This is a genomic window from Fodinicola feengrottensis, from assembly GCF_039530045.1.
Lineage (GTDB): Bacteria > Actinomycetota > Actinomycetes > Mycobacteriales > HKI-0501 > Fodinicola > Fodinicola feengrottensis.
Genome location: NZ_BAAANY010000014.1, coordinates 181,795 through 199,379, shown reverse-complemented (window position 1 = coordinate 199,379; position 17,585 = coordinate 181,795). Strand labels below are relative to the sequence as shown.

Sequence of the window (17,585 nt, the reverse complement as noted above, 5' to 3'; positions counted from 1 at the left end):
CAGGCGCGATGACGCCCTACGGTCAGCCGCTGACATGGGCGGTGTTGTCGAGCCAGTGCTGGGCGAGGTCGGTGTCGCCGTCGACGCTGATGGTGGTGGCTTCGCGGTCGGTGAGCGTGAGTCGTCGGGTCAAGGTCAGCAGCAGTGATCGTGCCGAGCCGGTCACCGTCACATCGGCCTGCTGGGTTCCGGGCCGCCACGTTGCTCCGTCAGGCCGCCGTTCGACGAACCAAGCGCCAGCGTCGTCCGCGGTGTCGGTGGCCAGCCATTGCAGGGTCTGCCCGGTGCCCCGGATGGCGTGGGCGGACTCCGGCCGCTGCATCGCCCATGTGGGAGCGGTGAGCATCGCGAGGTGGTTGCTGATAAGCGCGGCCGCGATGTCGGCGTCAATGTCGGCTGGTCGGTCCGCCGCGGTGGCTGCGTCAAAGCCGTGGACGACCGCTTCGTTGACCATGCTGGCCATCCAGAATCGCGTCCCGGGCCGCTCGTCTCCCGCGGGGTTGAACACCGGCGCGTCGAGCGCCTCATCGGAGCATGCGCTCGCGACCCGCCGCGCGGACTCCGACAGCCACACCTGCCACTGTCGGGGGTCGGCGGGGCGTACGGCCATCTCCGTGGGCAGCTGGGTGGGGTCAGTGATGCGCCGCTCGATGATCTCCGCGACCCAGTGCTGGGTCTGGCCCACGTGCTCGACCAGGTCAGTGATGGTCCACTTCGCGGCTGTCGGCACGGCGGCGTCAGGTCCGGCCGCAGCGGCTGATTCCCCCAGACGGCGGGTATGTTCGACGATCGCTTGCCGCGCACGTTCCACGTTCAGCTCAGTCATTGGATTGCCCTTTCCGTAGGTTCGTTGTGTCGTGCAAGGGCCAACGGAGGATCCGGCCCAAAATAACCGCCAACGCAGATCCGTGGCCTGTTCCATGCTGTGTCGGCCATCAGACGATCGCACGATCACCGTGTCCATGCCGCTGAACTAAGAGCATTTGGCTTAGAGCGAGGTGGACATGCTGATGACACTGCGCCGGGCGGGTGAGCCGTACGAGCTGTCCGCCGGCGCTTTGTTGAAGACCTCGATGGTCACCTCGGGCGCGATCACCGCCCGCATCGACCGGATGGAGTCGAAGTCGCTGGTCGAACGCATACGCGACGACGTCGATCGCCGTTCGGTGCGCGTCCGGCTGACCGCCCACGGCAACGACGTTGTCAACGACCTCATCGGCGAACACGTCGCCAACGAAGAACGCCTGCTCGCCGGCCTCAACCGCCCGGAACTGGACCGACTGTCCGACTCCCTGCGCGCGCTATTGGAATCGCTCGGCGACCGAGGCGTACGCCTCTAGCGGTCTGTCTTTGATTTGGCACGGCGGTTCTGACGCCCAGAAGCCGTCTGGGCGCACCGGATCCACCATCGGCAAATCACAGACAGACCGCTAGCCGACGAGCTCGCAGGCTGTGGTGGCCTTCATCGCCTGCCGCAGGCCCGGCACGCTGTCGGTTTCGACGGCCGACGTGTGCGAGGCGAGGTCGACTCCGGTCACAGTCAGCGCCGCCTTGGCGTACTGGACGCCCCCTCGCGGCAGGAGAGTGCGGTATTGGGTGACCTTGCCTAACAAACCGCTGTAGAAGGTCAACTCGCCCGCTGCCAGCGTGTCCGCGCGTTGCGCCGGGGGCGGCGCCTTCGGGAGTTTCCGCAGCCCGGTGACCGCGGTCGTCAGCGCTGCGTCGAGCGTTTGTAGTCCGGCGGCGGCCTTGGGCAGGTCGGCGTCGGAGTTGATGTCGTACTCCTTCGGCATCACATAGACGCTCAGCTGGATGCGCTTGACCGCACTGCAATAGCCGGTGGCCCACGACACCAGCGCAGGGTCAGGCCCCGTTCTGGACGGCGAGGGCTGCGGAGCTCTCGGCGCCGAGCCGCAGGCGGCGAGTACGCATGAGCCTGCCGCCAGAACCGCAGCGACCTGTAGACGTACGGCGGTATCTCTGATCACGCAGGGATCCTACGAGGCCCCAACCGGGACCCCTCCCCCACGCCATTAATTGCTTAGGGCTTGAATGCGCACGCTCTGCGTTTTGCTTAGATAATTGAGAAAATGACTACATTCCGATCGTACGAACTCGATCTTTTTGACGGTGGTGGCGGTAGAACGGTGTCATGGCCGGCACGGGCGCCCGTACAAGCGGTTGCTTGTTCGGGCAGACCGGACGTTCGATGGGACCTCAAGTCGAGACATTCCAGTTCCCGACGGCAACAATCAACCGGTGACCTTTCTCGGACAGACTCGCCGCCATCCGTTGGCGCGGCCGCCAGGCTCTCTGATCGCGGCGATCATCGTCGGTTTGCTGCTGTTCCCGTACGGATCCTCCGGCCTTTCGGCCACGTTCCGAGAAATTCAGGTTTTGACGAGCCAAGGAGCAGTGGGCACATTCCGGATTGGAGAGTGCCATTGGGGCCGGCAGGGCAAAGGCGGCAGCGAACAGCTCTGCACCGGTGAATTCCAACGGGCCGGGAGCAGGGAGCAGGTGGCCGCCAGTTGGGCGGTCGGGCTCAATCCAGCGCGTTATTACCAGGCTGGCGAAACGATCGCGGCGCGGTATGACGGCGCGCGAAACGTCTATCTCGACAGCGGCGACACACTCAATAACGCGTACGAGGCTTTCCTCTTTTGCCTGGCCGCTACGGCGGCCGGACTGCTCTTTGTCGTCGTCGGCCTACTCCGCCTCCTGATCTGGCTTAACCGCCGGCGGCCCCGCACATAGGCCCGATGTCAGGTCGAGTAAATGAAATCCGTTGCCTCGCAACAGTCAGCGAAGGGCTACCCGTATGAGCAGCGGGCGTCGCCTGGAGATCTCAGTGCCAGCCCTGATTGGCTGCGTCCGCCCGGACCGGCATTCTGAATGCGTTCAAGGTTTCGATGGATGGAGCGGATGATGGACGGGACAACGGCGGTGTGGAATCGCGCCGCATTGACGTACGAGACGGTTGTGCCTTATTTCCAGCCGATGGGTGAGCGGCTGGTCGCCCGCGCCGGGCTGGCGCCAGGTGAGCACGTTCTCGACGTCGCGTGCGGGACCGGATCGTCACTGGTGCCGGCGGCGCTGGCGGTGACGGCCACCGGACGTGCGGTAGGGATTGACTCGGCACCGACCATGGTCGAGCGGGCGAACGGCGCGCTCGCCGAGGCGGGTGCGGGGACGGCGCAGGCGTTGGTGATGGACTGCGGCGAGCTGGAGTTCGCGGACGGCTCCTTCGACGTGGTGCTCTGCGGATGCGCGTTGCCGTTCGTTGGGCTTGACCGCGGGCTGCCCGAGATCGTACGAGTGCTTCGCCCGGGCGGGCGATTTCTGTCCAGTGGGCAGGTTGGCGGCGGACCCGACTGGGATTTCCTCAGCGATCTCTGCCGTGAGTTCGAGCTCCGGCCGATGCCGGAGCTCACGGAACTGCCTTCGCCGGAAAATATCGGGGCGGCTCTCATCAAGGCGGGTTTGACCGACCTGGATGTCACGACCGATCGCATCGACGTCGTGTTCCCAGATGAGGATGCGTGGTGGCGATGGGGTTGGTCTCATGGCTATCGCTGGTATCTCGAGCAGCTCGCGCCCGCGCGGATACCGGATTTCAAGGCTGCCGCCTTTGCCAGGCTAGCCGACATCCGTACGGACGCTGGCATTCCGCTGGTCCAGGAGTTCGTGATCGTACGTGCCGTGGCGGACCGCCCACTGAGCTAGCGAGACCCTGGTCAGTAGACCCAGTTTCAGGTAACTGTTGCGCAAGTGGGTTTCCACCGTCCGTTCGCTGATGAACAATCGGGCCGCGATGCGCGCGTTGGACAGGCCGTCGGACACCAGCAGCGCGATCTCGTACTCACGCGCGGTCAGCGGCTTGGGCGAAGGCGCAAGAGAACCGGCCTCGCTTGCCAGCAATACGCAATACCGATGGATCCGGCTGGTCAACTCGGCGCCGGCCGCCGCGGCTATCCGCTGTCGTGCATCCGGCCGCTGCCCGCGTACGGCTGCGGCGAGGTCGGCCATCCCGGTCCGGATCGCGGCGGCGAGCTTGCCGACTTCGCCGTCGAACGAAGGCAGCTCGCCGTGCTGGCGCACGAGCTGGTCGGTCTCGGGCTCATATGTGTTCGCTCGCATCGGCGCCGCCTCGTGTGGTGTTTGTGCTCGTCGCTGTGGAGGCGTAAATCGGCACCGAACAGTTCGTACGGTCGGCTCAGGTCACCCAGCTCGGACCGTCCGGGCCGGGCTCGTAGCGGCAGACCCGGCCCGTTCGTACGCTGGCACGCAGGTGGACGGCGGTCAGCGGCGCGACTGCTTCGATCTTCTCGATCGCGAGGCGGAGCGTACGGGTGACGTTGACCCGGGCGCGCTCCGCGTCGTCGGACTGTCTGCGCTGCCGGCCGCCGAGCCCAGTGGCTTGCTGGAGTTCGGCGATGATGGCTGAGCGTTCGGCTTCCAGCCCGGTGGCTCGGTCGGCGGCGCCGGCCCGGTCGGCGGACTCCAGGTCGGCGTCGATCTGCTCGATGCGACGCCGGTACGCCGTACGAGCCGCGGTGTCCAGGATCGCCGCTGCGCCACTGCCAGCGACCCCGGCGCCGCCGGCGGCGAGGTCCAGCGCCGGGATGTCCTGACCTGACGCGGCAACCAACGCGCGCAGGTAGCGCAGGCCACGGCTGTCTCGCAGTCGCGCGGTCTCGGCACCGGCGACCAGCAGCCAGTCGTCGCCGTCCTGCCGCAGTGACCAGGCGCCGGAATCCAGCTGCTCAAGCAGGACGGCCATGCCGAGGCGTTCAGCCAGCGTCCGGGCGCGGGTCCTGGCCGTGGCTGCGCGTTCCGGCTCGCCGATCTGGTCCAGCAGGTCGGCGTACGCGGCGGACGTGATGGCCAGCATCGTCAGGCCGCCAGTCTGCTCCTCGAAGGCGATCGCACGCTCGAAATGCGCGCCAGCGTCCGCCAACCGTCCGGCGGTCGCCGCCAGCATGCCAAGGTAGTGGCTGGCTGGCCCGAACTCGATCACCGCGCCGGCCCGGATGACCAACCTTCCCTCGTACGGCAGCAGAGCCCCGTACAGCTGCTCGGCCGCCGTCGCGTCACCGAGCTGGGTCGCGACCGTGGTCAGCTCCACGACGACGCTCAGCCAGCGCGGGCCGGATGCCACCAGCACCTTGGGCAGCAACCGTTCGAGCGTGGCGGCGGCTTCCGCCGTGTGGCCCAACATCACTTCGATCTCGGCCACGTCGGCGTCGAAGAAATGACCGGGACGACGCCTCGCAATCGGCCGCAGCATCTCCAGCGCCCGCGGCCAGACCGCCTTGTTCCGGAAGCGCTGGCTCCACGAACCAACGCCGGTGAGGTTCTGCGTATCGGGATGGCCGATCCGTCGACCGTATTCGGCGATCTCGGCGGCCAGCCGCTCGGCCTCATCGAACCGGCCCCGCATGGTCGCCAACATCGCATGCCGAGCCATCACCATGATCCTGCCGGAGGAGTCACCGGCTCGCTCGGCGGCCCGTTGGTACGCGGACAGCTCGGTCTCCGCCTCGCTGACCCGGCCGAGCTCCATCAACGCGACAAACCGCCAGAACATCGCGTCACGTTCCCGCTCACCGTCGCCCGCGCGGCGCGCCAACCCCACCAGCTCCGCGGCGGCGACCAACCGGTCGTGGGCGGCGCTGGGATCCCAGAGCGCGTACAGCCGGGCACCGAGTGCCTCGACCAGTGCCTGCCAGTCACCTGACCGGCGGGCCAAGTCCAGTGCCTCGTCGACCAGTGCGCGCCGCCGGTTCGCCGCGGTGGCATCGCCCAGAAGTTCACGCGCCAACCGGGCCAGTACGCGAGATCGCGGCGCATCGTCGGCCGGCCGGGCCGCAGCCTCCTCCAGAAGACTCAGCAGATTCGGGTCCACGTCCAGGAACGCCGTCTGCGACGGCGCGCGTAGTGCCAGTTCGACCACCGGATCGTCCTGATCCGTGAGACCCGCCAGCTCGACCGCCAGCTCCCGTGCGGGGCCGGGAAGTCCGCGCGAAGCGAGCCACAACGCGTGCCGTACGGCCGGCCGGTGCTCGGCCACGGCCGTGCCGAGCTGTTCCTCGGTCAGCGACCGCAGCGACATCTCACGTCCGACACCCGGCGGCTCAGTCACGGTCACCACGACCGCCGTACCGCTGCCAGCCAGCCGGCCCGCCACGACTGGAAGCACCGCAAGAGCCTCCGCACCGGCGGCGTCCAGATCGTCGAGGACCACCAGCCGTCGTGTCCCGCGAATGAGCGCCCGAGCCGCAGCGTCCAGCTCGGCGACCGCCGGTTCGACAAGCAGTGCTCGCGCGGCGTCTGCGGCACCGAGATCCTCCAACACCTGCATCCACACCAACCGCGCCGGTTGGCCGCGGACCCCCGCAGCGCGTACTACCTCCAGCCCACGGCTCTTTCCTTGCGCCGCCGCGTATTCGGCCAACGCGGTCTTTCCCGCGCCGGCTGGTCCGACGACGACAAGAAGCCGGCCCTCTCCCGCGGCCGTACGATCCAGCAGTTCGCAGATCTCGGCCTTCTCGCGGTCGCGGCCCACCAGCTCCATGGTGGTGAGTGTAGGAGCCACAGCCTGTCGGTCGACCACCTCGGCGGACGGCGGACGGGCAGGCTAGTTTGCTCGGGTGAGTCTCCTTGATGATGTGGCCGAGCGTGACGGCGGGCGGTGCTGGGTGTGCGACGAACCGGTCGACCCCGACATGGCGGTGAACGACCCGCGGGGTCCCAGCGTCGACAGCCGGACCGCCGACCGCAAGGCCAAGGTCGCCGAGCGCCTCGCGCACCGCGGGTGTAACACCCGCAAGGGCGCGGTCAAGGTGGTCATCGCCTGGCCGGACCGTCTGCGGGTGGTCGAACCCGCGCCGCTGATCACCGTTGCCGGGAGGCTGGAGCGCAAGGGGGGCCGCGAGATGGTGGCCCGTTGCCCGACCAAGCACGACGCCCAAGATGCGGCGGATTGGCTGGTGGACCGGTTCTCCCGACTGGTACCAGGGCTGCCGGTGACCGCCACCATCGAGGCAGGCGGCGGGCAGTTCCTCATCATCCTGGCCACCAGCCGCCGCTGACCGGGATCACCAACCACACATTCGTGCCGAGCTAGCTGTCGGCTCTCGGTCGGCAGCCGAGCAATTTCGGAGTTAGTTGCTGAAAGCGGCCGCGAGCAGCCGCCGTGGGACGGTCATCGGGTCGTTGGTGGTCGTCTCGGCCACCGCGTACTCGCCACGCTCACTGAGGTCACGGGTCGCGAAGACACCGCTGGAATATCCCATGTCCTCGCCGGTCTTTCCCCACAGAACTGTGCCGTTCGGCAGGGTGAGGCTGCCAACGCCCATGCCCAGGCAAGCTTTTCCAGCGTCCAGACCGGTGTTGCAGTTGCCAGCTCCCTGGTACGGCAGGAGGTTGCCGTTCGCGTCGCGCGGCGGGCTGAACATCACTTGATTCTGTGCCGCGGGCAGTAGATCGCCACGGAAAAGCGCCGTCACGAACCGGTCCAAATCCGTGGTCGTGGAGTACATGCTCGACGGGTTGCCATTCTGCTCGCTGACGTCCACGACCTGCCCTTTGCTGTTGGTCAGGTAGCCGTGCAGATACGGCACCGGCAGCCGCGGGCCGACGCCTGGCGCCGCGGTCTGCGTCAGCGACAACGGGCGCACGATCCGCTCGCGGAGCACCGCCGGGTACGGCTTGCCGGTCACCTTCTCGACCAACGCGCCGACCACGCGGTAGTCCAGCGAGTTGTACGACTGCCGGGTGCCGGCCGGAAACCGTGGCCCGGGCCAGACACTTTTCTTGGGGCGCAGCGATTGCTGGATGATCTCGTCGAACAACTGGTAGTCGAAGCGGTTCGCGATGAGCTGGTCGATCGTGACCGACGGTCCGCCAACCTCGGGCAGGCCGCTGGTCATCGTCAAAACCTGTCGTACGGTGACCACCCGGAAGGGTTTGGTCAGCAGTCCGGGCAGATAGTGTTCGACGGTCTGTTCCAGGTCGATCCGGTGCTCGGCGACCAGTTGCAGTGCGATGGTCGCCTCGAACGACTTCGCGACGCTGCCGATCCGGAAATGCGCATTCGGCGCAATAGCTTGGCCGGTCTGCAAATCACCGTCGGTTCCCTGCCAGCTATCCGCACCCGAGACGACCCTGGCGAGGTCACCGGCGGCGTGGTCGACTGGCACGATCTCAATGGCCTTGGCCAACGCGGCCGGGTCGAGCCTGGTCCCGGCCTGCGCCGCAGGCACCACAATCGCGCCAATTGTCAAAAATCCAGCAGTAGCAAATAAAATCGTTCTGATCATTCGCTTCATGGAATGTCGTTTGCTCCCGTTCACGCGGTGTTCTTTCTCCCAGAAAGCCTGGGCCAGCCGAAGATACGGCGCAACACGGCATTCCCCCAGTTGTCGGTAGGATTATCCCCACTCAGCTGTGACACCGTCCGCCAGCACGCAGGCGTACGTGTCGAGGCGACCTCGCCAACGGAGTCCCCATCTCGACGGGCCCCTTGAGGCCGCAGGCGTGGTCGAAGTCGAACTCCTCTAACGACTTGCGGCCGACAGCCCAGCTCGCCGAGGTCCGTGGCTCCTGGTTGCGCCGTCCCGGCGGCAACTCTGGCCGCCGGGACGGCCCGTCCTCAGAACTGCGCGATCGCCGCGTTCAGGGTCGGACTTGGCCGCATGATCTCGTCGGTTTTGGCCTTGTCGACGTAGTAGTAGCCGCCCAGGTCGACGGAGTGGCCTTGTACGCCGTTCAGCTCGCCGACGATCTTCTCCTGGTCGGCCGCCAGCCGCTCAGCGAGCGGACCGAACACCTTCGCCAGCCCAGCATCGACGGTCTGCGCGGCAAGCGCCTGCGCCCAGTAAAGCGCCAGGTAGAAGTGGCTGCCCCGGTTGTCCAGCTCACCGACCCGCCGGGACGGCGACTGGCCGTTCTCCAGCAGCTTGCCGGTGGCGTCATCGAGGGCCTTGCCCAGCACCGCCGCGCCTGGGTTGTCGTCGGAGGTGGCCAGGAACTCCAGTGACACGGCGAGCGCGAGGAACTCACCGAGCGAGTCCCAGCGCAGATGGTTCTCCTTGACCAGCTGCTGGACGTGCTTGGGCGCCGAGCCGCCGGCGCCGGTCTCGAACAGCCCGCCGCCGTTCATCAGCGGCACGATCGAGAGCATCTTGGCGCTGGTGCCCAGCTCCATGATCGGGAACAGGTCGGTGAGGTAGTCCCGCAGCACGTTCCCGGTGACCGAGATGGTGTCCTGCCCGGCCTTGGCCCTGGCCAGGGTGTAGCGGGTGGCCTCGTCGACCGGCAGGATCTCGATGGTCAGTCCGTCGGTGTCCAGCTCGGCCAGCTGCGCGCGTACTTTCCGAAGCACCTCGGCGTCGTGGCCACGGGTCTCGTCCAGCCAGAACACGGCAGGGGCACCGGTGGCGCGGGCCCGGGAAACGGCCAGCTCGACCCAGTTGCGGACCGGGGCGTCCTTGGTCTGGCAGGCCCGCCAGATGTCGCCGGTCTCGACCTGGTGGGACAGCAGCACGTCGCCGGTGGCGGTGTCCACCACGCGTACGGTGCCCGGTGCGGCGATCTCGAACGTCTTGTCGTGGCTGCCATATTCCTCGGCCTTCTGCGCCATCAGCCCGACGTTCGGCGTGGTGCCCATGGTGGCCGGGTCGAACGCGCCGTGCTCGCGGCAGAAGTCGACGGTCTCGGCGTACAGCGGAGCGTACGACGAGTCCGGGATGACGAACTTGGCGTCCTGCTGCTGGTTGTCAGCGTTCCACATCTGCCCGGACGAACGGATCGCGGCCGGCATGGATGCGTCGATGATGATGTCGCTGGGAACGTGCAGGTTGGTGATGCCGCGGTCCGAGTCGACCATGGCAAGCGCTGGGCCGGTACCGTACGCAGCGGTGATGGCCGCCTCGATGGCCTCCCGCTTGTCCGCCGGGAGTTTGGTCAATGCGGTGAGCACGCTGGCCAGGCCGTCGTTGGGGTCAGCGCCCACCGAGGCCAGGTCCGCGCCGTACTCGGCGAACACGTCGGCGAAATACTGCCGCACCGCGTGCCCGAAGATGATCGGGTCGGAGACCTTCATCATCGTGGCCTTGAGGTGCACCGAGAACAGCACACCCTTGGCCTTGGCGTCCGCAACCTGCTCGGCGAGGAAACTCTCGAGCGCGCTTTTGCTCAGTACCGCGGCGTCCACGATCTCGCCGGCCAGCACCGGCAGGGACGGCTTGAGGACGGTCACAGTGCCGTCGGGCGCAGCGTGCTCGATGCGCAGCTCAGCGGCGTCGTGGACGGTCACCGAGGTCTCGGAGTGGCGGAAGTCGCCGTCGCTCATGGTGGACACGTGCGAGGCCGACTCGGTGGACCACTTGCCCATCGAATGCGGGTGGTTGCGGGCGTACTGCTTCACCGACGCGGGCGCGCGGCGGTCCGAGTTGCCCTCGCGCAGCACCGGGTTGACCGCGCTGCCCTTGACCGAGTCGTACGCGGAACGCGCGGCCCGCTCAGCGTCGGTGCTGGGGTCCTCGGGATAGTCCGGTACCGCGTAGCCAGCCCCCTGCAGCTCCTTGATCACGGCCTTGAGCTGGGGAATCGAGGCGCTGACGTTGGGCAGCTTGATAATGTTGGCCGCGGGAGTCTTGGCCAGCTCGCCCAGCTCTGCGAGCGAGTCGGGCACCCGCTGCTCGTCGGTCAACAGGTCGGGGAAGTGCGCCAGCACGCGGGCCGCCAGCGAGATGTCGCGGGTCTCGACGTCGACGCCGGTCTTGCCTGCGTACGCCTCGATGATCGGCAGAAAAGAGTGCGTTGCGAGCGCCGGCGCCTCGTCGGTATAGGTGTAGATGATCTTCATCGTTGCGGTGGCCCTACCTGTGACTCGTAGCGGATGTGGACGGGGCGCGGTGCCTCCCGGCTACCACGCTAACCCGCGGACACCGGCCATCCCCGGATAGGTGGGATACCCGACGTGACCGGTCCGCGCGCAGGCTAGCCGACGGAAGTCGTACGGGCACGAAACGCGCGGCGATACGCCAGCGGCGAGGGTCGTGGCGTGTTTCGCGAAGTGCGATGCTCCGGCCAGGACCACCGGACACCAGATAGGTCCGTACTCGTCCACTCTGGGTCCGCTCAGTGTCCTCTCTCGGCGAGCCATACCCCCTGGTCAGTGGAGGCCTGTAGAGCGCTTTTCGGGAACGGGGCGGTCACCTGGCCCACGGTGGCCGGCGACCTTGGGTTGACTTGTCCGACATCGACCTCGCCGGACTGTGGGCGGGTCCGTACCCGTTTGCCAAACCCGAGAAAGGACCCAGGCCGTGAACGACATCCACGGGGCGAAAACTGTCACGGAAGCTGCTCTCAGGCGACCGCCGTACACAAGCTCGAGTCCCAGGCCCAGTTCCAGTCTGAAGGTGACTCTGGTGGGTGCGCTCTGTCTCGCGATGCTCGCGACCACCGGATGCGGTGCGTTGTTCGTGTCGGACCAGGAGAAGGTCAGCATCGCGATCCGCGCGTTTTACACCTCTGTGGCCACTACCAATATCGACAACATCGTTCAGAACAGTTGCAGTTCCCTCGGCGCAAAGCTCAGGACATACTTCGACACGCTGGGACCGCAGGACAACGACCGCAAGAAGCTGTTGTCCCTCACCGTCGACTCGATATCCGACATACAGGTGGTCGGCGACACGGCAACCGCGTCCGTGACCGGTCACTCCAGTAGCAAACCCGACCCGGCAACCATCGTCGCGACAGTCGTCAAAGAGAACGGCGAGTGGAAGTACTGCACACAATAAGCCGACGGCGACCGCGCTGGCTTTGGCCGGCGCCCGAGGCGGTGCCCGCTGGCAGTGCGATCACTCTCGGCCAGACACGGTTGGCGCGAGCACAACGGTGACCGAGGCGCCATCGTCGGCGGCGGTGGCTCGTACGCCGGCGTGCACGATCGTGGCTGCGCCGGTTTCCGACCCGGGTAACTCCTCGATCATGGCAGCCAGCGCGGCCCCGGTGCCCCGGGAGAATTCCAGAGTTCTTCGGCCGTCAGCTCGCTTCGTGAGCGGATGCCAAGCTTGCGGAACGCCTCGGCGTACGCGGCTGGCTTTCTCATCGGCTGGTCTAATGTCGAGGCAGTGCCTGGGTGTGGTCCTGGCGTACGGCCTGGAGCGCGTCCGGATCGAGGCCGAGCGTGCGCAGCGTGGTCGGGGCGATCTGGATCGTCGACACCACCGCACTGACAACGCGGTGCCACTGGTTTGGGTCGGCGACGATGAGCGCTACGTCCCGGTCCTGCGGATCGGCTCCACCGTGCTCAGCGATCTTGGATTTCCCTCCGGTGTAGACGACACCGTGTTGGACGACCCCGAACAGGTCGGGCACCCGCGGGTCGCCGGGGCGTACCCGGTAGAAGGCCGCGGCCGCGCGGCCGGCGTACACGGTGGACAGTCCGGAGTGGACGAACGCCCTGCTCGCGCCCATGCTGTCGGTCCCTGTGCCGGACTGGGCCAGCAGGTACGTACGGGCGAAGGAGGTCGCCGCGGCGGACCGGTCGGTCAACCACAGAAGCATCGCATCGTCGTCGACGGAGTGCGCGACCAGATCGTCGGCAGCAGGGTGAGCCCTCTTCCACGCCGCGTTCAACCCGTCGAGCAGTTTGCCATCGTTGATGCGTGTCAACGTCGTCGGATCGGTCGGAGACTGGCCGTGTTTGGCCGACAGGATGACCGTTGTGCTGTTGGTGAGGTGGCGCTGGGCAATACCGGCGAGCATCGCGCCGACCGATTGGTCGACGAAGTCCAGTGCGGCGGCAAGCAGCGGCCCGGGAGTTGCCCCGCCAGGGAGGTAGCCGCCCGGTAGGCCGTCGGAGGACGGTAGCTTCTGTGCGGTCGAGACCGCCTGGAAGTTCATCCCGAAGACGGCGGGAGTGCCGACCCGGACGGTACGACTGTGGTCGTAGCCGGCTATTTCGTTGAGGACGGCCTGGACCTTGTAACCGTCGTATTGGCGGGTTTTGGTGTTGTTGGTTGTCCAGTCGGCGCCGGCTGGCAAGCCGGCCGCCTGACTGTTGATTTCCGGTGTGAAAAGGTCCTGTATGCCAACACCGGACGGCCCGTTCAGTATCTCGTACGCGGGGTGCTTGTCCGACCACGCGGTCCGCAGGCCGGCTTTGCGGGCGACCTCGAACACCGTGTTCACCTTGAGATACTGGTGCGGGTAAACGGGTTTGCACGTGGTCGGGTCGACTGGCAACAACGCCGGGTTGATGAGTGACCGCGGATTCGCGGTCATCTTCAGGATGTTCGCAGGCAGCCCGCTCAAACCCTCGCCGGCGTCCACCGATGCCTTGTTCAGGTCCAGGTCTTCGGTCAGGTCGACCTGAGCACCAGGCTTCTTCCCAGCGCAGACGGTGGTGCCCGCCGGCAGCAGCGCGGCATTGTACGAATCGTCGTAATAGATGCCCGTGCTATCCGGATTTCCGCCGGTGAACTGGCCGACCAGGCCAGGAAACGAGTCCGACGGCACCGGCGTACGCGCGTGCGTGTACTCGACCCCGCGATCGACCAGGGCCGCGAGCGCGGATTTCGGGTGATGCCCGACGTACCACGAAAGATCGGATTGATGCAGCCCGTCCACCGACAGGATCAGGACCTGCCGGGATGGCGCGGACTTCTGCTCGACGGAGCCAAAAGCGGTTGGGGCGACCAGCGCGCAACCGAGCAGTCCGATGCTGATCGCCGCCCCGATCCGGAACGAACGTGCCACGGCTTTCCTCCTGGAGACAATCCCGATGAGCGATGGGCAGCGTAATTACGCACCGCCGACAAGGCCGCACCGCAACGCCGACAGGAACTGACCGTGAACGCCTTCGGTTGAAGTGGCCAGCATTCTCACAACGTGTTTTTACCTTTCCCGCAAAGGGCAGATCGAGCAGCTCAACTTACCGTCCGTTAACCGTCACCTTACTGTCGTGGCGGTTCACTGAACTGTCGACCGCCAGTTTTACCAGGCGCTAACCTTCGACTGCCTGGGCGCTAATCGCGCAGTCACTAGCCTGCGACAAATGACCACGAATTATCAGTCGCCGTCCACTTCTCTCCGTACAAGAACAATTCTAAACAAAGTGCCAGAAATCACACTTTATTTCTGGATCGTGAAGATCCTCGCGACCACCGTCGGAGAAACCGCCGCGGATTTCCTGAACACCACTCTCAGCCTGGGGCTGACGGGCACCACGTACGCGATCGGGGCAGCGCTGGTCATGGTGTTGGTCTTCCAGTTCCGGGTGCGCAAGTACGTGCCGGCGATCTACTGGCTTGCGGTCGTCCTGATCAGCATTGTCGGCACCCTGGTCACCGACAACCTGACGGACAACTTCGGCGTCAGCCTCACCACGACCACCATTATCTTTGCCTGCGTTCTCGCCGCAACGTTCGCAGTTTGGTACGCGAGCGAGAAAACCCTTTCTATCCACACGATCTATACCTACCGCCGCGAAGTCTTTTATTGGGTGGCGATCCTGTTCACCTTCGCTCTGGGCACCGCGGCCGGCGACCTGCTGGCCGAACAGCTAGCCATGGGATACCTGCCCTCCGCACTGATTTTCGCTGGACTCATCGGAATCGTCGCGCTGGCCCATGCCAAACTGAAGCTCGGAGCGGTACTGGCCTTCTGGATTGCGTACGTGCTCACCCGCCCGCTCGGCGCTTCCCTGGGTGATCTGCTCTCCCAGGCCCGCGAGGATGGCGGGCTGGGGTTGGGTACTGTCGCCACCAGCGCGATCTTCCTCGTCACCATTCTGGGCGTGGTCGTCTATCTCACCAAGACGAAAAAAGACGTCACCGCGACCGCCTAAGGCAACAGAAAAGCCAGGCAGTGGTTCGGCATGTGGCTGGCCCGGGATCAGTCAGCTGGTCGAGGCGGTCGCCGCGCGGTCAAAATGTGGCGATCGGGTTGACCGGGCTGCCGGAGGTGCCGGCGAAGCGGACCGGCGCGACCGCAAGGTGGAAGTCCCACTGGCCGAGTTCGGCGGCGGTCGTCGCGCACATCTCCAGGTCGCAGTTGTCGAGCAGCCACAGACCCATCGCGACCAGGCTCACGGCGTGCACCGGCATCAACACGTCGTCGTACCCCGACGGCTGAACGTCCTGCGCGGTGTCAGCGCCGATCAGTGCGACCTGACGTTCATGCAGCCACGGCAGGCAGGACGCATGCCAGCCGGCCTGCGTGAAACCGCTGGCCACACCGGTCTCGTGCCGTACGCGGCCATAGCCGGTCCGCAGCAGCACCGCGTCGCCTGAGCGCACCCGTACACCCTGGCGACGCTCGGCCTCCTCGAGATCGTCGGGAAACACACCCTGCCCCGGCTCCAACCACGGCACATCGCGGACCCTGGCAATGTCCAGCAGGACACCACGCGTGACAATCCCGTTCGCCGCCGCCGTGACGGCCGCCCACGCTGATCCCGTCTCGGCGTCGACCAACGAGTGCGACCGCCCGTTGTACATCCTGGCGTCCCAGAGGATGTGGCACGGCGAGTCGACGTGGGTGACGGTGTTGCCGTGGAACGTGATGCCGAGCCGCTCGGACGAAAACCCCCAGCGCCGGTCGTCGCGGAATCCGGGCAGCGGCATGTCCGCGGCAGCCGGCATGTCGGCGGCGCAGGGGCACGTCGTCGTCGACCGCTCCATGTCTCGCGGTACGGCAACGTCCCACGCGCACGACACGCTCCTGCCATGGCGCACGGCCCGCGCCCCTGCCAGCCGGACGTCGTCGGTGATGTGGTTCAGAGTGCCGAGCTCATCGTCGTCGCCCCACCGCCCCCAGTTCGACAGCGTCTCGAAATACCCGAGCACATCGTCCCGCGTGGGCATCGTTCTCCCCACCGCCATCCAGCACCGCCCTTCCGGTCCCGCGATTTCGAGGCACACCCATGACAATACGCACCCAGAGCGCCGACGATTCTCCCGAGCCCAGCCGGGACATCATCCGGCGGAACAGCTGCTGATCATCCCCGATGAGCAGTGAAGCGCCCCTCCTTGGTGTCCAAAACATTCGCTGGCGGACGGAACCGACGACATCGTGGCGACGCCTCCGGAGAACACCGTGGTGGTCGACGAGGCCCAGACCTCCAGCCTGGGGTTGCCGGCGGCGACCGCGGTGCTGTGCGTCCACGTATCCCGTCTCGAAGTTCCCCTTTAGGGGGGATTCGAGATGGAAACCAGGTTACTTGGCGTCATCGGCGCCATACTCGTGCTGGGATGCGGAGGCATGCTGTACGTCGCGTACCGCTGTGACCAGGCACTTAACCAGCTAGAGGCAGCTGAGAAGCGGATCAGTGACCTCACAGCGTGGGCGGATGAGCTTAAGGACGGGTGGGACCGATGAGCCAGTTTCCGTACGTCCCGCATGACGACAGCAGAGGCTTGATCATCTACATCGCCGTAGCGGCTACCGCTGCTGCCGTCTTCGCGTGTATTGGTGCGGTAGCTGCGATTTACGCGGCGTACATCATGTTCCAGATCGCTTCTGCGATAAATGTACTGACTGGTCACGTCGGCTAAGCACACACGAACAACACCCCCAGCAGCTCACTGGCCACTGGGGGTGTTTACTGCCTGGCGGGCTACCTGTTGAGGGACTCCAGGAAGGCTTTCCAGGCTTCTGGTTTGAACGCCAGCACCCGGGACCGTTGCCATGCTGCTTCGTGTCCCTGACGAGCGTCTCAGCGTCTGTGTTGCCGACTTCTACACAGTTGCCTTGGTTGCCGCTGCGGCTCGACTTGCGCCACTTGATCATGATGTATCCAGCTCCTTAGCTGTGTTTGATCAACTCACGGGAAGCATCTACGTCCAAGCCTCTGGCGAAGATGTCAGCAAAAGCCGTCTCGTATCGCTCCAGTTCCTTCGGCTTACGTAGGTAAAGCGCGCCGGTCAGACCTTCAACAAACACACTGTCAGGGTCATCGGCATCCGGGAAACGCATTGACACACTCGAACCGGCCATAGCACCACCATGGGCACCAGCTGAGAAGGGCAGAATGCGCACGGTCACGTGCTCCAGCCGGTCAGACAGGTCATTAATCCTGCGTAACTGCTCAGCCATCACAGCCGGACCGCCGACTACACGATGTAGCACAGTTTCGCTGATCGCTACCTCATAAATCGGCGGTACCGGGTCCCTACGAGTGAGCAGCCGCTGCCCGTCCTGCCGCATAGCTACTCGTCGGCTGACATCGGTGTCTTCATCAGTTCCACCAGGAGTACGAATCACTGCTTCGGCGTACTCGGGAGTTTGTAGAAGTCCAGGGACTAACTCCGACTCATACTGCCGTAGGTCGTCGGCCGGGCGTGACCCCCTATCGATCGCCTCCCAAAATCGGACGTAAGCATTGCTAACTGTCACGATGGACAAATTCCATGATCAACAAGAAACAGAAAAGGGCCCCCGACTAGCGGATATACCGATAGTCAAGAACCCTTTACCCGTGGAGCTGAGGGGACTCGAACCCCTGACCCCCACACTGCCAGTGTGGTGCGCTACCAGCTGCGCCACAGCCCCATCTCCGGCTTCAC

At 65.7% G+C, this 17,585-nt stretch carries 18 protein-coding genes and 1 tRNA gene; 6 read left to right on the top strand and 13 right to left on the bottom strand.

Annotation, left to right across the window (positions count from 1 at the left end):
• Nucleotides 1–22 precede the first annotated feature (22 nt).
• Entirely contained in the window at nucleotides 23–826 is an 804-nt protein-coding gene (locus ABD301_RS20400) for a maleylpyruvate isomerase family mycothiol-dependent enzyme (protein WP_344311842.1), read from the bottom strand.
• 178 nt (nucleotides 827–1,004) lie between these two features.
• Between ABD301_RS20400 and ABD301_RS20395 the strand changes: the two genes are divergently transcribed.
• Nucleotides 1,005–1,340 (top strand): MarR family winged helix-turn-helix transcriptional regulator, encoded by a 336-nt coding sequence (locus tag ABD301_RS20395; protein WP_344311841.1) that lies wholly within the window; start codon nucleotides 1,005–1,007, stop codon nucleotides 1,338–1,340.
• A 90-nt stretch (nucleotides 1,341–1,430) separates the two neighbouring features.
• Here the strand turns inward: ABD301_RS20395 and ABD301_RS20390 are convergent, their stop codons facing one another.
• Nucleotides 1,431–1,988, bottom strand: a complete 558-nt coding sequence (locus ABD301_RS20390) for a hypothetical protein (RefSeq protein ID WP_344311840.1) — start codon at nucleotides 1,986–1,988, stop codon at nucleotides 1,431–1,433.
• Nucleotides 1,989–2,130: 142 nt separating this feature from the next.
• Here ABD301_RS20390 and ABD301_RS20385 point away from each other — a divergent pair, with 142 nt between their 5' ends.
• Together ABD301_RS20385 and ABD301_RS20380 are read left to right on the top strand one after the other, a co-directional pair.
• Nucleotides 2,131–2,757 (top strand): hypothetical protein, encoded by a 627-nt coding sequence (locus ABD301_RS20385; protein WP_344311839.1) that lies wholly within the window; start codon nucleotides 2,131–2,133, stop codon nucleotides 2,755–2,757.
• 159 nt (nucleotides 2,758–2,916) lie between these two features.
• The gene (locus ABD301_RS20380; RefSeq protein ID WP_344311838.1) at nucleotides 2,917–3,726 is read left to right on the top strand and encodes a class I SAM-dependent methyltransferase; all 810 of its coding nucleotides are present in this window, start codon (nucleotides 2,917–2,919) and stop codon (nucleotides 3,724–3,726) included.
• Here the strand turns inward: ABD301_RS20380 and ABD301_RS20375 are convergent.
• Both ABD301_RS20375 and ABD301_RS20370 read right to left on the bottom strand, forming a co-directional pair.
• Nucleotides 3,640–4,140, bottom strand: a complete 501-nt coding sequence (locus ABD301_RS20375) for a helix-turn-helix transcriptional regulator (protein WP_344311837.1) — start codon at nucleotides 4,138–4,140, stop codon at nucleotides 3,640–3,642. The genes ABD301_RS20380 and ABD301_RS20375 overlap by 87 nt on opposite strands.
• Nucleotides 4,141–4,216: 76 nt before the next feature.
• On the bottom strand, nucleotides 4,217–6,577 hold the full coding sequence (locus ABD301_RS20370; RefSeq protein ID WP_344311835.1) for an AAA family ATPase: 2,361 nt from the start codon (nucleotides 6,575–6,577) through the stop codon (nucleotides 4,217–4,219).
• A 76-nt stretch (nucleotides 6,578–6,653) separates the two neighbouring features.
• Between ABD301_RS20370 and ABD301_RS20365 the strand changes: the two genes are divergently transcribed.
• Nucleotides 6,654–7,094, top strand: a complete 441-nt coding sequence (locus ABD301_RS20365; protein WP_344311834.1) for a hypothetical protein — start codon at nucleotides 6,654–6,656, stop codon at nucleotides 7,092–7,094.
• Between the two features lie 72 nt (nucleotides 7,095–7,166).
• On the opposite strand, the gene ABD301_RS20360 is transcribed toward ABD301_RS20365, so the two are convergent.
• Together ABD301_RS20360 and ABD301_RS20355 are read right to left on the bottom strand one after the other, a co-directional pair.
• Entirely contained in the window at nucleotides 7,167–8,288 is a 1,122-nt protein-coding gene (locus ABD301_RS20360; RefSeq protein WP_344311832.1) for a serine hydrolase domain-containing protein, read from the bottom strand.
• A gap of 368 nt (nucleotides 8,289–8,656) precedes the next feature.
• Nucleotides 8,657–10,873, bottom strand: coding sequence for an NADP-dependent isocitrate dehydrogenase (locus tag ABD301_RS20355; RefSeq protein WP_344311830.1), 2,217 nt, complete (start codon nucleotides 10,871–10,873; stop codon nucleotides 8,657–8,659).
• A gap of 412 nt (nucleotides 10,874–11,285) precedes the next feature.
• Between ABD301_RS20355 and ABD301_RS20350 the strand changes: the two genes are divergently transcribed.
• Nucleotides 11,286–11,813 carry an Rv0361 family membrane protein gene (locus ABD301_RS20350; RefSeq protein WP_486320494.1) on the top strand — a complete coding sequence of 176 codons (528 nt, stop codon included), beginning with the start codon at nucleotides 11,286–11,288 and terminating at the stop codon, nucleotides 11,811–11,813.
• A gap of 60 nt (nucleotides 11,814–11,873) precedes the next feature.
• Here ABD301_RS20350 and ABD301_RS20345 read toward each other — a convergent pair whose 3' ends face one another.
• From ABD301_RS20345 to ABD301_RS20335, 3 genes are read right to left on the bottom strand one after another with little or no spacing between them, the layout of a single operon-like run.
• Nucleotides 11,874–12,005: a hypothetical protein gene (locus tag ABD301_RS20345; RefSeq protein WP_344311828.1), complete on the bottom strand. Its 132-nt coding sequence runs from the start codon at nucleotides 12,003–12,005 to the stop codon at nucleotides 11,874–11,876.
• On the bottom strand, nucleotides 12,002–12,124 hold the full coding sequence (locus tag ABD301_RS20340; RefSeq protein WP_344311827.1) for a hypothetical protein: 123 nt from the start codon (nucleotides 12,122–12,124) through the stop codon (nucleotides 12,002–12,004). Before ABD301_RS20340 ends, ABD301_RS20345 begins: the two co-directional genes overlap by 4 nt.
• A gap of 8 nt (nucleotides 12,125–12,132) precedes the next feature.
• Nucleotides 12,133–13,776, bottom strand: coding sequence for an alkaline phosphatase family protein (locus tag ABD301_RS20335; protein ID WP_344311826.1), 1,644 nt, complete (start codon nucleotides 13,774–13,776; stop codon nucleotides 12,133–12,135).
• A 358-nt stretch (nucleotides 13,777–14,134) separates the two neighbouring features.
• On the opposite strand from ABD301_RS20335, the gene ABD301_RS20330 reads away from it, so the two are divergent.
• On the top strand, nucleotides 14,135–14,866 hold the full coding sequence (locus ABD301_RS20330) for a COG4705 family protein (RefSeq protein WP_344311825.1): 732 nt from the start codon (nucleotides 14,135–14,137) through the stop codon (nucleotides 14,864–14,866).
• 79 nt (nucleotides 14,867–14,945) lie between these two features.
• Here the strand turns inward: ABD301_RS20330 and ABD301_RS20325 are convergent, their stop codons facing one another.
• From ABD301_RS20325 to ABD301_RS20310, 4 genes are all read right to left on the bottom strand, one after another.
• Nucleotides 14,946–15,884, bottom strand: coding sequence for a cyclase family protein (locus ABD301_RS20325; protein ID WP_344311823.1), 939 nt, complete (start codon nucleotides 15,882–15,884; stop codon nucleotides 14,946–14,948).
• Nucleotides 15,885–16,521: 637 nt separating this feature from the next.
• Entirely contained in the window at nucleotides 16,522–16,809 is a 288-nt protein-coding gene (locus tag ABD301_RS20320) for a DUF397 domain-containing protein (protein ID WP_344311822.1), read from the bottom strand.
• Between the two features lie 15 nt (nucleotides 16,810–16,824).
• Nucleotides 16,825–17,415, bottom strand: coding sequence for a DUF5753 domain-containing protein (locus ABD301_RS20315; RefSeq protein WP_344311821.1), 591 nt, complete (start codon nucleotides 17,413–17,415; stop codon nucleotides 16,825–16,827).
• An 83-nt stretch (nucleotides 17,416–17,498) separates the two neighbouring features.
• Nucleotides 17,499–17,571: transfer RNA gene (locus ABD301_RS20310), tRNA-Ala, on the bottom strand.
• Between the last annotated feature and the right edge of the window lie 14 nt (nucleotides 17,572–17,585).

Bases quoted from the DNA above. Each gene is read 5' to 3' on its own strand.
- ABD301_RS20380 (WP_344311838.1), top strand. From the start codon at position 2,917: ATGGAGCGGATGATGGACGGGACAACGGCGGTGTGGAATCGCGCCGCA.
- ABD301_RS20345 (WP_344311828.1), bottom strand. From the start codon at position 12,005: ATGATCGAGGAGTTACCCGGGTCGGAAACCGGCGCAGCCACGATCGTG.
- ABD301_RS20370 (WP_344311835.1), bottom strand. From the start codon at position 6,577: ATGGAGCTGGTGGGCCGCGACCGCGAGAAGGCCGAGATCTGCGAACTG.
- ABD301_RS20355 (WP_344311830.1), bottom strand. From the start codon at position 10,873: ATGAAGATCATCTACACCTATACCGACGAGGCGCCGGCGCTCGCAACG.
- ABD301_RS20340 (WP_344311827.1), bottom strand. From the start codon at position 12,124: ATGAGAAAGCCAGCCGCGTACGCCGAGGCGTTCCGCAAGCTTGGCATC.
- ABD301_RS20375 (WP_344311837.1), bottom strand. From the start codon at position 4,140: ATGCGAGCGAACACATATGAGCCCGAGACCGACCAGCTCGTGCGCCAG.
- ABD301_RS20325 (WP_344311823.1), bottom strand. From the start codon at position 15,884: ATGCCCACGCGGGACGATGTGCTCGGGTATTTCGAGACGCTGTCGAAC.
- ABD301_RS20400 (WP_344311842.1), bottom strand. From the start codon at position 826: ATGACTGAGCTGAACGTGGAACGTGCGCGGCAAGCGATCGTCGAACAT.
- ABD301_RS20320 (WP_344311822.1), bottom strand. From the start codon at position 16,809: ATGATCAAGTGGCGCAAGTCGAGCCGCAGCGGCAACCAAGGCAACTGT.
- ABD301_RS20395 (WP_344311841.1), top strand. From the start codon at position 1,005: ATGCTGATGACACTGCGCCGGGCGGGTGAGCCGTACGAGCTGTCCGCC.